General features: G+C 62.0%; 11 protein-coding genes. 2 read left to right on the top strand and 9 right to left on the bottom strand.

Annotation, left to right across the window (positions count from 1 at the left end; translation table 11 throughout):
* Window positions 1-23 precede the first annotated feature (23 nt).
* The 4 genes from NTZ43_14205 to NTZ43_14190 all read right to left on the bottom strand — a co-directional run bounded on the left by NTZ43_14205 (window position 24) and on the right by NTZ43_14190 (window position 7,824).
* Window positions 24-2,381 carry a hypothetical protein gene (locus tag NTZ43_14205; GenBank protein ID MCX5768367.1) on the bottom strand — a complete coding sequence of 786 codons (2,358 nt, stop codon included), beginning with the start codon at window positions 2,379-2,381 and terminating at the stop codon, window positions 24-26.
* Entirely contained in the window at window positions 2,378-3,850 is a 1,473-nt protein-coding gene (locus NTZ43_14200) for a ferritin-like domain-containing protein (protein ID MCX5768366.1), read from the bottom strand. Before NTZ43_14200 ends, NTZ43_14205 begins: the two co-directional genes overlap by 4 nt.
* Before the next feature lie 81 nt (window positions 3,851-3,931).
* Window positions 3,932-4,369 (bottom strand): hypothetical protein, encoded by a 438-nt coding sequence (locus tag NTZ43_14195; protein MCX5768365.1) that lies wholly within the window; start codon window positions 4,367-4,369, stop codon window positions 3,932-3,934.
* A gap of 101 nt (window positions 4,370-4,470) precedes the next feature.
* The gene (locus NTZ43_14190; protein MCX5768364.1) at window positions 4,471-7,824 is read right to left on the bottom strand and encodes an AAA family ATPase; all 3,354 of its coding nucleotides are present in this window, start codon (window positions 7,822-7,824) and stop codon (window positions 4,471-4,473) included.
* Between the two features lie 255 nt (window positions 7,825-8,079).
* Between NTZ43_14190 and NTZ43_14185 the strand changes: the two genes are divergently transcribed.
* Window positions 8,080-9,447 carry a TrpB-like pyridoxal phosphate-dependent enzyme gene (locus tag NTZ43_14185; GenBank protein ID MCX5768363.1) on the top strand — a complete coding sequence of 456 codons (1,368 nt, stop codon included), beginning with the start codon at window positions 8,080-8,082 and terminating at the stop codon, window positions 9,445-9,447.
* 3 nt (window positions 9,448-9,450) lie between these two features.
* Here NTZ43_14185 and NTZ43_14180 read toward each other — a convergent pair whose 3' ends face one another.
* The 5 genes from NTZ43_14180 to NTZ43_14160 all read right to left on the bottom strand — a co-directional run bounded on the left by NTZ43_14180 (window position 9,451) and on the right by NTZ43_14160 (window position 13,097).
* Window positions 9,451-10,044, bottom strand: coding sequence for a CDP-alcohol phosphatidyltransferase family protein (locus tag NTZ43_14180; protein ID MCX5768362.1), 594 nt, complete (start codon window positions 10,042-10,044; stop codon window positions 9,451-9,453).
* A gap of 72 nt (window positions 10,045-10,116) precedes the next feature.
* On the bottom strand, window positions 10,117-10,341 hold the full coding sequence (locus NTZ43_14175) for a DNA-binding protein (GenBank protein MCX5768361.1): 225 nt from the start codon (window positions 10,339-10,341) through the stop codon (window positions 10,117-10,119).
* 127 nt (window positions 10,342-10,468) lie between these two features.
* Entirely contained in the window at window positions 10,469-11,530 is a 1,062-nt protein-coding gene (locus tag NTZ43_14170; protein MCX5768360.1) for a ferredoxin, read from the bottom strand.
* A 263-nt stretch (window positions 11,531-11,793) separates the two neighbouring features.
* The gene (locus NTZ43_14165) at window positions 11,794-12,639 is read right to left on the bottom strand and encodes a type II CAAX endopeptidase family protein (protein ID MCX5768359.1); all 846 of its coding nucleotides are present in this window, start codon (window positions 12,637-12,639) and stop codon (window positions 11,794-11,796) included.
* A 29-nt stretch (window positions 12,640-12,668) separates the two neighbouring features.
* Window positions 12,669-13,097: an ACT domain-containing protein gene (locus tag NTZ43_14160; protein MCX5768358.1), complete on the bottom strand. Its 429-nt coding sequence runs from the start codon at window positions 13,095-13,097 to the stop codon at window positions 12,669-12,671.
* 52 nt (window positions 13,098-13,149) lie between these two features.
* On the opposite strand from NTZ43_14160, the gene NTZ43_14155 reads away from it, so the two are divergent.
* On the top strand, window positions 13,150-14,028 hold the full coding sequence (locus NTZ43_14155) for a C2 family cysteine protease (GenBank protein ID MCX5768357.1): 879 nt from the start codon (window positions 13,150-13,152) through the stop codon (window positions 14,026-14,028).
* Window positions 14,029-14,072 lie beyond the last annotated feature (44 nt).

Here is a 14,072-nt window from a genome sequence, read left to right as displayed (position 1 = left end):
TGCGGCGTCCGTACCCATCACACTCACCGCTTGGCCTCACCTTCTGCGTCTTGACCCTTGACCGCGAAGCGCAGCCACTTCTCCCACTCGTTGAAGAGATCGTCGTACAACACGAGTCGCGTGTCGGCGTAATCGTCGGGCACGTATTCGCCGGTACGCGTCTTCTGCAGCCAGTTGTCGCCCACCGCCATTCCGGAGGGTGCGGCTTCGACGTTCACAAAGTCTGGCCGCGCCGATGCCCAGTAGTAGCACGAGCACTCGCGGTAATCGTTCTGCCAGGGAGAACAGAGCCCCTGCGTCAGTTCGCCCGGTTTAGCGAGCACGGGCGCGATCATGGCGGTGTCCCCGTCGAAGAACTCGCGTACGGAGAGCGTCATCTTGATGTGCTTGTCTTTCGGATTCCACGCGATCATGCCGAGGTTTTCGTTGTCGGCGCTGAAGTAGCAGGTGACCGTCTTGCCGGCACGCTCGTGCAGCATGTACGCGAGCAGGTTCGACCACTCGAGTGGCGCGACGCCATCCGGGCTGGCTTCAAATGACAGCACTACGGACTCGGTGGCGGTGTCGTACGGATTCGGCCCGATCTGCGTGGTCATCGTAAGGAATGACGCCTGCGATTTCTTTCCACTCCCCGACGGCCGTTGATACTCCACCTTGAGCAACCGATGGCCCACCAGGTGGCGGTATTTCTTGTCGTCAGACTCCAAGACAAGATTGTCATACTCGCGCAGGACGATGCCCTCAAAGACGCGGCGCCACACCGCGCGGAAGTCCACCTCCATTCCTGGTGTGCAATTGCCGATGGCCGTGACGGGGCGGGAGCTCACGGGATTGCCCATGGCCACGTGATGCATTTCGGCGGCGCGCCGAGCGGATGCGTTGCGCGGAATCAATCGTGCCGGATTCGTATCGGCTTCGATGGTGATATCCGTATTGGGCATATCGAGCGGCGCCTTTGATGCCGCCTGAATCGTCTGAATCTGCCGGTACGTGAGCGCGAGGTAGTTGCCGTCGGCGCCGGCCATCAACGCTGGCATCTTGCGGCGGCCGCTGTCAGTGAAGTCGGCGACCTCGTTTGGCTTGCGGAGGACGACGGGAAACCAGGGTGCGGCGCCGCTTCGCATGGTGGCGTAGACACGCTGGTGTAACCCCATGATGGCGAGCGTGTCAGCCGAATGCGGTGCGAACACCGGACGCATGAGCCGATAGTTATCGAACGCTTCTTCAGCCGGCATGGTGTCGATGTCGAGCGGATCGCGCCCCTGAACTGGGTTGCCATTCATCACCGCGACGTTCAAAAAGCGCACGGTCTCGAAGGCACGACGCACAATGTCCTCGGCGCGGGCCCGCGTCACATCGACCGTCTCGCTCTTTGGGACGTCTGGGCCAAAGATCACCTGATCAATGTCGTCGGCGAGGCTGCGCACAAAGAGGGAATCCGGAACCAGCGCCGGCGGTGCCGCCACGATCCGCCCAACGGCCGTGAGTTTCTTGCCGCCCACCTTGAGCTTGACGTGCACCGTGCCGTCACAGGCGTCGTCAAAATACCCACGGCTCACCGCTACGTTGTTGTTCAGCCAGCACGGACCAGGTGGGATGATCGCAAACAACGCCGGCGGCATCGTTTCGTTGTAGAACTTGGTGACGCTCGGGTCCGCGTTTCGCACTTCGGGCGGAATCGAAAACTTCCACCATCCCTTGGTTTTGTTATAGACGGCCTGCTTCGCAGGCACCCGATAGAGATTGTGAACGCTCGGGTCCGCCTCCTGCATCTTCTTGAATTCCTTCGCCGTGATCTTGGGTCCGTAGATCAAACCCTTGGCGGGGGAAAAGCGCAGTCGAATCTCGGGGTGTGCGTGATTGGGCTTGATGAACCGCACGCTGCCGAAGTCGATCGTGTGTTTCTTTGAGAGAAAATGCGGACTGTGCCCAGTGAGCGGCTGCTTGCCGTGATCAGAGAACGAGCCGGTGACGGCCTCGACGCGGTCGCCTGCATGACCCGTGCGACGCTCAACCTTGCGGTTGCCGACCGTCACATCCCAGGCAATGTCGCTTGCAGTTGCGCCGTGCTTCTTGAGCAGGTCGAGCGTGAGGGGAACGAATGTCGTGGAGTCGTCGACCCGCGCCCACACTTCAATAAACGGGGCGACCGGGCGGATTTTTCCGTGCACGGTCTTAAATTCGATCGACGTCGGGATCGTTTGGTGACTGATCTCTCCCGTTTTCTCGTCCACGTGCAGCGTTTCGGCAGGCACGATGCGACGAAACCCCAACGGCTTGTCGTGGTTCGTCTCCATCGTGAAGTTGTCGAGCGGCTTGCTCGCCGAGCCGAGGCGGCCGATGGCGAGCGGGGGGAGGATGCGAAGTTCGCGAATGGTCATGCGAGCAACCTCCGACTGAAGTCGATGCCAGCGAGAATGCCTTCAATCCACGTTCTCGACGCGTGGTCGGCCTCGAGCATGGCGTGCAGATACCGTGTGCCGTCTGTTGGCGCGTCTGCTGTGTGGTGTCGCTTGGAGTCGAGCAAACTCTCGGCGAGCTCCTTGCTGGCGTCGAGCAGATCGAGATGCAGGCGCCAATAGTTCGCTTCCGGTAGCGGAGGCGTGAGCGTGTAGGGGAGTTGGAAGGGCGGCCCCGCCCGTTTCACGCCCCTAGGCCCAGCGAGTGGCAACCGCACGAGCACACCGGCGACCGCCTTGAGGTTGTACATCTCCCCAAAGGTGCGAGCCAGCATGGATGCGCGCCGTAGCTTGGCGGACTCCGGCGCGTCTCGGGGAATACGGAACGTGTACGTGAGCAGCGAGAGCAGAATCCGATAGCGGACGTTGAAGAGGCTTGCCCAGGCCATCGAGGCCGGATTCGAAACGGCCGTCGTGCCTTCTGGTGCATACTCGGCTTCGCCCGCGTACGGATTCTCAGGCACCGGGCGACTCGGCGACCACTTGGGGTCTTTCTTCAGAATGGCCTGATACTCGCGGAAGATCCGCGCAAAGCGATCGAAGTGCGACTCTTCCATCTTCGCATCCGAGCGCAGATGCTCGGCTTCTCCTTGTCCGGCGATGTCACGGAGCGCGTCGAGTGCTTCGGTGCGCGTCGCCATTTGCGTGACGATGACGCGTGTCTTGCGCTCGTGCGCCGGCGGGATTTCTGGATGCTTGGCATACGGCTGGTGGTTCGGCGGCCGGTAGCCGCGTCCCCACTCGTCCCATGTGGACTGAAACGCGTATGAGTCCGCGTTGAACATCGAATCTGGAATCAATTTTTCATTGCCGATCACTTCAATAATACGATCGTAGATCTCGCCCACCGTGGGGGCGTCGGGGCCGACGAGTTTCACCACATCGCGCCGGACCTTTTTGTCGGCGGGTGTGACGAGCGTGCGAGGCATCTCCGCGTAGACGTAGCACGCGAGCGACTTGAGCGAGAGCCGCTCCAAACGAAACTCAAACGGATAGAACGGGCTGCTCCACGGATAGTCGCGCCGTTCAAAACTCACCGGGCCGCCAACAAGCAGCAGGAGGTTTTGCACCGTGATGAGGTGCCCCATTTCTTCGCGCGCCACGGTGAGGATGGTGTCGCGCCACTCGCGTACGCGGTCGTCGTGCTTTGCGGCATCGTCCCCGCCGAGCGAGTATGCAGCGTAGAGGTACTCCACCATGAGCGCGTGCTCGAGCTCGGCGCCGATATGCAGGAGCATGATGAGATAATCACGCCACGTCATTTCTTCCGGCTTGGGTGGGAGCTTGGGCAGTCGAGCTTTGCTCCCAGCGTTCTTCGAGGCGGCCAAGGACTTCTGGGCCGCGGTCGCCGGCGTTGGCCGGAGAACGTGGCGATCGCTACGTGAGGACATTGCCGTGCCTGGTGCGAGGGGGGAGGGCGGTCAAACTCCGCGCTGGGCGCCGTTCGGCGCGCCAGCGCGGACCCACGTGGCTTAGCCGCGCGTAAAGGTCGGCACGGAATTGAAGTTCCAGATGTCGCGATACACCTTGAACTCCCCATTTGCCTGACGCTTGTAGATCAGCAGCCCCTTCACGGTATAGCGCTGCGTGCAGCCGCCGTTGCGGGGAATGTCCACCGCCGAGTCGACGCCCTGGTCAAAGCCGTAGTCGCCGGCCACCCAGATGAGCTTCGAAACTTTGTCCCAGTGCGTTTTGTATTCTTTGAAGTAGCCCGCGACCCACTTCTCGATGGCCTTGTGACCGTGCACGAGCGGACCGTCCGGCTGCATCACCTGCGCGTCTTTGTCGTAGCAGGCCATGACCCGAGAAGTAATGTTCGAGTTGATGGCGTTGACGTACGCTTTGTGCGCCTTGACGATACGAGGGTCGAATTTCGGCTTAGACGTGCGGGACCCTGATTTCTTGCTCATAACTCACGACTCCTGAGGGGAAGTGATATGCGGGGGGAGCGAGAAGACTTCCGTGATTCCGCGAATCTACCGCTAGACGGTTACTTCGCAACCCACATTCCTCACGAGGAAAGTTCGTCGAGTAAGGCTTTTGCCTCCGTCAGGTCCTTGGTGCCGAAGCCTTCGGTGAACCACGCATAAACGGGGGCAAGAATGGCGCGCGCTTCGTCGCGCCGTCCCTGCGTTGCTATCAATCCCGCCAACGTCGTGGCGCCGCGCAGCTCCCATGACTTGGCATGCTGGCTATGCGCGCAGTCAATGGACGCGCGCAACTGCGACTCGGCTTCGTCGTATCGCTCTTGGCGCATCAGCATCCAGCCCTTGAGACGTAAGACTTCCGCGAGCCACAACCGCTCCTGTCCCGACTGTCGATCGATCTGCGCCAGGCATTCGTCGATCAACTCCAACGCGGCGTCGAGGTTGCCCTGACGCGCCACCGCCTCCGCCAGCGCAGACTTCACGAATGGCACGCGAACATTGCCACCGGTTCTCGTCCACCGTTCAAGCCCGCGTCGCAGGAGCACGATGGCGTCACTGAACTCACCATTCTGGAGCGCGGCTATCCCGCGCGCCTGTGGCGCGGAAACCTCAGAGATGAACGCGAGCCCTTGCTCGCGCGCCAGGCGGTCGGCTTCATCCACGCGCTCCATAAACCGCGCCGGCTCGCGACGATACGCAAAGACGTACGCGCTGAAGGTGAGCGCCCATACAAGCCCAAACGCATGGCCGTCGGCGCGCGCATGCGCCGTGCTCGTTTCGCTCATCCGCTCCGCCTGCTCCGGATAGCCCAGCATCCAGATCAGCTGGCAGGCGTACACTTCCACGAAGGTGCGAAGATCGTGCCCCGTGAGCTGAATCCAACGCTGGGAACGACGCGGGTCGTGTAGTGCGAGCGCTTTATCTGTTTCCGCGCGCGACTCGAGCAGGTCGCCGTGCAGAAAGTACTGCACCATCGCCGTGGCATGGCCGAACATCTTGAGGTCGATGTCATCGGACTCTCGCCCCTCCGCGACCAGCCGCTCTACCCACGGAAGCGAGTCAGCGATGCGACCCTGCGTGATTGTGCTCGTCCACACCCACCAGATGGCCAAGAGCACACTTTGCGCATTCCGTTGACTCTCGGCGAGTTTGAGAATCGCCGCCGCATTGACGCCAACCTCGGCGGCGGCCCAACCGCGTAAACCGGTCCACGCGGCGTTGAGTGGTTCGCGGATTGTGAGTTCCAGTCGATCGCGCTCTTCGGACGGCGGCAACTGATCAATCAGCGACAACCCGTTCTGGAAGTGCGCCACGGCTTCTTTCAGCGCTACGCGGCTGACCGCCATGGTGCCCGCTTTGCGCCAGAGCGGAATGGCCGGGGCGAGATTCCCAGCCTGCGTGTGGTGGTGCGCGAGCCACTCCGGGGTGTTGTTCACACGATCGACGAACTCATGCTCCAACACAAACGCAATCTTCGCGTGCAGTGCGCTCCGCCGGCTTTTGAGCAGCGATTCATAAGCGGCGTCCTGCACCAAGGCGTGCTTGAACGTGTAGGTCGCGAATGGCGCCACATCGCGTTGCGTCACTAGCCCGGCCTCAACCAGACGTTCGAGTGCGGCCGCGAGCGGCTCGGCAAGCAACGGCGAGACACTGGCAAGTAGATCGTGCGAAAACTCCCGTCCAATGCACGCGCCAATCTGCGCGAGTTCTTTGACGGCGCCGAGTCGGTCGAGGCGCGCCATGAGCGAGTCGCGCAGTGAGGCGGGAATTTCCAACGCGGACAGCGGCCCCTGCAGCGTGTAGTGATCGCCGTCCTCAAGTAGCAGTCCCGACTCAAGCACCGAACGGGTCAACTCTTCCACGAACAGAGGCACACCGTCGGTGCGCGCCAGAATCTCGTCGAGCACGTCTGGTGGTAGGGCGCGGCCAGAGGTGACGGCGCCGACGAGCAACGCCCCTTGGGCTCGCCCGAGTCGGTTGAGCGTGATGCTGGTCACGTTGGGGTGCGTAGCCCACACGGGCACGTACTCCGGTCGATGCGTCATCACCAGCAACACGGGAAGCTGCCGCAGCTTCGGCACCAGTAGCTCGAGCAATTCCTGGCTCGTCGGGTCAATCCAGTGGACGTCTTCCACCACCATCAGCACCGGGCCCTGCAACGCGAGCGCTTCGATTTGCCCAGCGATTGCCTCGAGCGTTCTCTCTTTCCGCTTCTGCGGCGAGAGTGCCAACGGCGGATAGCGATCCACCGGCAGTGAGAGTGCAGCGGCCAATAAGGGGGCCGTTTGCGCAATCTGGGCCGCGTCACCTACGAGCGACCCTTCCAGTTTATTGAGGCGCTGTTCCGCGGCATCGTCGCGCGCAAAGCCCGCCGCGCCTTCGATCTGCTCAATAAACGGATGTAGCGGCGAGTTGAGGTGGTAGGGCGAGCACTGGTAATGGATTTCGGTGCAGGGCCCAGTCATGCGCTCGCGCAATCCTTGCGTGAGTCGCGATTTGCCAATGCCGGCCTGTCCGCCAATCAGCACGACTTGCCCATCGTTGGCGCTCGCCTGACGCCAGCGGCGCTCCAGCAGGGTGCTCTCTTCTTCACGACCTACCAGCGGCGCCAATTGCATACCACCGTGCGCTGCTTTGAAGCGCCCTTCTGTGCGACGAGCGGCATCCACGCGCCACACCGGCACCGGCTGTGCGACTCCCTTGAGTTCGCGCGCGCCGAGGTCGGTTAGGTCAAAGGCATCAACCACGAGGCGGCGTGTGGTGGGCGCGATGACGATTTCGTGCGGTGCCGCGAGTGCTTGGAGGCGTGCCGCCAGGTTCGGCGTCTCTCCCACGGCGAGTCTCGCTTCGGCGTTGTCTTGGCTCGTATCGCCCACGACGACTTGGCCAGTGGCGAGACCGATGCGCACCGCGAGTGGACGCGCCGCTCGAATCTGCCGCACCGCCTCCACCATTTCCAGCGCCGAGCGCACCCCGCGTTCGGCGTCATCTTCGTGCGCCACGGGCCAACCGAAGTAGACCATCAAGCCGTCGCCCAGATACTGCGCCACATGTCCTTCATAGCGTGCGACGACGGCACCGCAGGCGGCGCGATACGTTTGCATCAGCGCGTGCAGTTCTTCGGGATCGAGGTGTTCGGCGAGTGCCGTAGAGCCCACGAGATCGCAGAACATCACCGTGAGCTGGCGCCGCTCGGCGCTGCTTGGTGCGGAGTCGAGTTCTTTGAGTGGCGCGGTACGCTCGACGATCGCCGCCGGCTGAGCGGCAGCGGCGAGCGCCTGAATTTCCACCAGCAGTCGACGGCGCGGACCGATGGGCAAGCCGAGTCCGTTGATGTCGGACTCGGTGAGATGCGGGAGCACGTCGAGCGTGATTTCGTGTTCGGCAAAGAGCGCCGCGTATTCCGCGAGGCGCACAGACTGTAGCCATTCGGTCATGTTGGTCACAGCTGCCCTCCCTCAGCGGAAACGTGCGCGGAGGCCGTCTGCGGTAGACGGCCCTTTTTAGGACACCTTGTTCGTAGGCGAACTTTTGTTGATGTCCAAACTATACGATGTTTGCTAGCGTATGCACCGGCAACTCTACATACTACCGCACTACGGCGACTGTCAGCGAGGTAGCATCGGCATGGCATGAGCCCCACGTTCGGCGCACGACGTCGACCGTCCCCCCGTTTGGTAAGGAGATGCTCCGTGAGCGAACGGCGTCAGTTTCTCTTGGACGAAAATCAGATTCCCAAGACGTGGTACAACATCAACGCTGACCTGCCCGTGCCACCGCAGCCGGTGCTGCACCCAGGCACGATGGAGCCGGTCACGCCTGATTTCTTAGGCGTGCTGTTGCCCATGAGTTTGATCATGCAAGAAATCAGCACCGAGCGCTATATCGATATTCCCGAACCCGTGCGGGACATCTATCGCTTGTGGCGGCCCACGCCGATGCTGCGCGCCGTGCGTTTGGAGAAGATGCTCGATACACCCGCGCACATTTATTACAAGTACGAAGGCGTGTCCCCCGTGGGATCGCATAAGCCCAATACGGCGGTGGCGCAGGCGTTCTATAATAAGGAAGCGGGCACCAAGGCGATGGTCACAGAGACTGGTGCTGGCCAGTGGGGATCGGCGATGGCGATGGCGTGCAACTTTTTTGATATCGACCTTGAAGTCTTCATGGTGAAGATCAGTCACACGCAGAAGCCGTATCGCCGCATCATCATGGAAAACTTCGGCGCGCAGGTGTATGCGAGCCCCACCGATCGCACGCATGCGGGCCGCGCGGTGTTGGCGCGAGACCCCGAAAATGCCGGCACGCTCGGCCTTACAATCTCAGAAGCCGTTGAGACGGTGGCTATGAGCGGCGGAGCCAAGAAATACTCGGCCGGCTCGTCGCTCGGCCACGTGCTGATGCATCAAACGGTGATCGGCCAAGAAGCGCTGCAGCAGATGGAAATGGCTGGCGAGTATCCAGACTTTGTGATTGCGTGCGCCGGTGGCGGTTCAAACTTTGCCGGCTTTGCGTATCCGTTTGTCCATCAGAATCTGACGGCGGGGAAGAAGAGTCGGATCATTGCGGTCGAACCGGCGTCTTGCCCGAGCATGACGCGCGGCGTTTATGCATACGACTGGGCCGACCTCGCTGGCACCGCGCCCATCGTGAAGATGCACACGCTCGGACACACGTTCATGCCGCCCGACATTCATGCCGGTGGCCTGCGCTACCATGGCATGGCGCCCAGCGTGAGCGCGCTCGTGCATAACGGCGACATCGAGGCGCGCGCGGTCCATCAATTGGAGACCTTCGCGGCGGCCGTGCAGTTCTCAAAGGCCGAGGGAATTATTCCCGCGCCCGAGAGCGCACATGCCATTCGTGTTGCGATCGATGAAGCGCTGGTCTGTAAGCAGACGGGTGAGAAGAAAGTGATTGCGTTCAATCTCTCCGGTCACGGCCACTTCGATATGATGGCATATCAGGCCTACAACCGCGGGCAGTTGCAGGATTACGAGTATCCCAAAGAGCTGGTGGCCGAAGCGCTGTCGTCGCTGCCGAAAGTTCCGGCGTAGCGACTAGGTGGGGCGTGCGCCGGTCGCCGCGTGCGACCGGCCACGCCGCAACCAGAGGATGCTGCGGGTGTCGAGCGGTACGTCGCCGTACAGCCACACCATCGCGATCTGCTCCACGAATGAAATTCCGTAGAGCGCGATCACGCCGCGAAAGGCCCACGTGGTGTCGATGAGGAAGGACGCAAACAGCGTCACCACGACCAGCACGCCCGCCGCGCGACTCAGATGGGTGTGCGGCAGGACGATGCGACCGACGCGTGCCTTCGACACAAAAACTAGCGCCAAGTACAGCACCAGACATCCAACGATGTATGGAATGTTTGGCGTGACGTAGTTAGGAAAGAGCCGTACGGCGAAATACGCGGTGGATACGTAGTAGGCAATGTCGGCGACGGCGTCGAGCATCGAGCCGAACGCCGAGGTCTGGTTCCAGGCGCGGGCGAGTTTGCCGTCGAGATAGTCGGTGAGCCCGAGGATCGCGTAGAGTGTGGCGAATGCCGTGACCGGCCGATGATCCACGAGTAGGAACAGCACCGGCACGCCGAGGAGTCGCGCGGCGGAGAGAGCGTTGGGAATATTCCACCGCGTGGGAGTCACGCGGCGGCCACCGTGCCTGCGGCCGCCATATCGCGCCCTGTGATATGATGTGCTGTCATCGGCGCGCGTGTGTTAATCGCGCCGAAATTTTCTTCCCTGATCCGCGAGCCCAGCGGTCAGGATGCGAATCGCCTTCGGCCCCATGCCGTGTAGCGCGGCCACCGACGCTTCGGTGCGCTGCGCGAGCTGCGCCATCGAACGAATGCCTGCGTGCGCGAGTGCGCGGAGCACGGGGCCGCTCACGCCGTGGGGAAATGCTTCGGCGTTCGGATGGGTGGTGTCAGATTGTGGAGTCATGGTCGGAGGGCGCTCCTGTCGGTAACACACATCACCTCGTTCAGGCTGATAAGTCAGCCTTACTGAAATTGATCTGGTGTTAAGCTCACGCGATAGCCCCGACAGGGTCTGTTGTATGCCGCCGACATTACACCCGATCTTCCGACGCTGCCCGCCCAGCGTAGCTGGGCCGGACCACCCAACTCTTCTCGTTCGGCTTGCGAATGAGCAACCAGTAGGCAAAGAACGCGGTGGACGCGAGCGTCATCGCGAGCGGTGCCCAGTCAGGAATCAAGCCGTGGGCATCGAAGAGCCGTCCATCTCCGGCAAACTGACCGAACCCAAGCAGCGACGGAATACGATACCAGTAGTAGCAGGATACGGCCGCTGTTCCAGAGATGCGCGTGAGCCACGGCTCGGTGGCGAACTTGAGCCGGAGGAGCGCCACGTACAGGGTGAGAGTGACTACCAGCCCAGCGACCGGCATCTGATACACACGAAGTAGATCGCCGATTTCGGAAATGCCGAGGTGGTCGGGCACGTGGAACCATCCCCACACAAAGCCCGGAAGTCCGCCGGCGATCAGCAGACCGCTGGCGCGCGTATACGCGTTCTTGCTCGGACGACGCGGGGTCATATTCGGCGTGGAGTCAGGGCAGGGCACCACGCAGTTCATGCACTGATCACAGTGTGCGTTGGGCATGGCGCCAAACACATTGGACCCGTAGAGTTTTTCGACCGGATGCACGGGGCAGAGCGACGAGCACCAGGCACTCTTCCATTCGAACTGCGTTCCCATGACGAATCCCGCCACGATGAGTGCGGTGATGAGCATAGCGCTGGCCGGCCCGTTGGTGTTCAACATCGCGTGACGCATGGGCACGATCAGATACAACAGCATGACACCGACCAGCCCGAGCTTGGCTTGTGTGCGTGGCGACATAATCCGCTGCTTCGACCATCCCATATGGCGCGGGAAGAGCACCACGCTCGCGAGCGGGCACACATTCCGCCACAGGCCGACGGCGACCACCATCAGCATCGGCGCCACGGGAATGAGGATGTTCCAGAGGAGCGTCAGGCCGAGCGGCGGAAAGAAGATCAGGCTCGTGAAGATGACGCAGCCGACCAGCCAGAAGAGCGCTTGCAACGTGCGCCAGACGCGAACGTTCGGTGCGACGGGCGAGACGGTTGGGAGCGGGATGGCCACGAGAGCGTCCTGGTCAGAAGGATGATCTACGGGAAAAGAATCTACCGTGCTCTCGCTGGTTGGGAACAAGCGGTCGGCGATTGCGTGACGCACGGATCACGGCACGAGCGCGCCGTCGGAGAGTGAGACGTCAGGTCGTTCGCGACGTTATCCGAGTGCGCGATGCCGGTTACTTGATACGAGCTTCTGTCAGGGGAACGCAGCGCGGTAGGCCGACGCAGACCGGTTACTTCACCTCGGCGCCCAGCCGACCCCGCTCGCCTTCACTGCGCGGGGAGAGCAGACAACGTCACCGCCGACGACAGGCTGTTCCGCTGACGCCAGAACAGGTACGCGACCACCACCGACACGATCGCGAGGGCCGCGCCGAACTCCGTAGTGAACCATGCGGTACGACCGGTATTCACCGTCACGCGATCAAAGAAGCTCTGAATCCAGAGATTGTGACTGCCGTGCAGGAGCATCGCGGTCCACACGCTCCCGGAGCGAAGCCGGAGCCACGCGAACGCAAACGATATGCCCACCACCATGACGAAAAAGCAGAGGAGGGCAAAGGCTTTTGGCGTGCCGCTGTTGTAGTCCGCGAACAGGATGAGCGGTGCGTGCCAGAGCGCCCAGATCGAACCGCTGATGAGCGACGTGCGGGTGTAGGTGGTGAGTTTGGCGAGCTCCGGAACCAGCAGACCGCGCCAGCCGAGTTCCTCGCCGAGTGCGGAAAGGCAGCTCTGTATTGATCCCGCGATGATGAACATCGGCAGGCTATTCTTGAAGGTTCCGATGCCGCCGAGTCCCGCGAGCCAGACGGTGCCATAGGCGACGGTCGCGTAGGCGATCGGCAAGAAATAGCCAAACAGCTGCCATCGTGTGCCGCCCCACCCCCATCCTTCGCCGCGCACGTTGCGTTGGTAGAAGAGTCGCGTCACCAGCGCCGCAACGCCGGGTGACCACATGAGCAAGTACACATAGAGTCCGCCGCGAACGCCAAGCGTGCCGGCGGAGATGATGAGTCCCCAGAAGATGGAACTGAACGCTACAGTAAGGACGAGGTAGGTCCACACGGTTCGGCGTGCGGCCTGTTGGTCAGCAGACGTCGAGTTGGTGCCGAGCATGCATGTCCTCGTCGGGCAGAAGGTGATCGTTATTCGAGAGGATTCGTCGTCGTGCCGTGGCTCGCGCCGAGCTGCAGCTGCTGAAGCGCTCCCATCGCCGCCTGCGCCATCGCATGGGGCACAAAGATGTGATCATGGTGAATACCTGCCACGACATTACAGCTAATTCCGGCGCTGTCTAGAGCCGCGGAGAAAGCCGCCGTGAGCCCAGTGGCCGCAAGGTCAGAGTTGACGGTGAGCGTAATCCACGCGCAGGGAAAGCGAGCCGAGAGTTTTTCCCGTCGCGCCACGGCAGATTCGACGATGACGGAGCGCCCTTCCGGCTCTTGCACCGACGCAATAATCTCGTGCACGCTGAGGGCCGCGTCGGGGGCCACCGTAGCGAAGACGTACGTTCCGGGATGGAGTACCGGATTCAGCTGCCGAAGCAGTGCGGTGAGGGTGTCACGGGAAGGCATCGGTAAAGGTTAATATGCAGTGGTAGCTTTATAGCAACGCAGGTACCCCCCAATGCCGCCACGATTGACTCGCTTCGAACACCCCACGCCAGTATCGCTCTCCGAGCCGCCGCTGCCGCGCGGCAAGGATTTTGACGGACATCGATTTGTTGGCCTTCACTATCGTCGCTATGAAGGCGACCTCTTTGCCGGTCGTATTTCCGGCTATGAGATTGGCCAAGGCGATTTGGGTGACTGCTACTTTCTCTCGTCACTCGCCGCCGTCGCAAACGGCCACCCGCGGCTGATTCGGCGCGGCATTGTTGCGAACGATGATGGCACCTATACCGTCACGTTCTGGGAGCGGAAACGGGGGGTGGCCGCGCCCGTACGCATTCGCGTTGACACGCGGTTTCCCGTAGATAGGCGCGGCCATCAGAAGTTCGGACGCAGCCTCCGCTCGAGCTCTCGGGGACAGGTGCTTTGGCCGGCGCTCTTTGAGAAAGCCTTTGCCGCGTGGCAACATGGGTACGTGCACGTCAATCAGGGTGGTGACGGCGGGTTTGCGCTCACCGCGTTGACGGGCACACCGAGCCGAACGCTGACGCCGAACAAACGCTCACGGCTCGCGCTCTGGCAGCGGCTCGTGGAGGGCATTGCGGCAGGACACCCCATGGTGACGAGCACGCCGTCCACTCGCGACCTCGCTCGGCGGACCGGTCGAGCAGACCTCGCGGGGTTGATCGACGACCATTATTACGCGATCGCCGGGGTGGTGACTCGTCGTGGTGAGCGGCTGGTGAAGCTGTATTCCCCATTGGTTGACGTCGGCTTGGCGGCGGTTTCTACGCCAACCCGCCGCGACAACGCACGGCGGCATACGGTGGTCTCGCTGGATGACTACCGTCGGGATTTCGACCAGCTTGTGGTGTGTGCGCTGGGCAACAGGTAACCGCAGGGCTGCGGGCTCACCGGCCAAGCCGTCACGCGCCCTAG

The sequence above is a fragment of the Gemmatimonadota bacterium genome, assembly GCA_026387915.1.
Classification (GTDB): domain Bacteria; phylum Gemmatimonadota; class Gemmatimonadetes; order Gemmatimonadales; family Gemmatimonadaceae; genus Fen-1231.
This window is presented reverse-complemented; position numbering and strand designations above follow the sequence as displayed.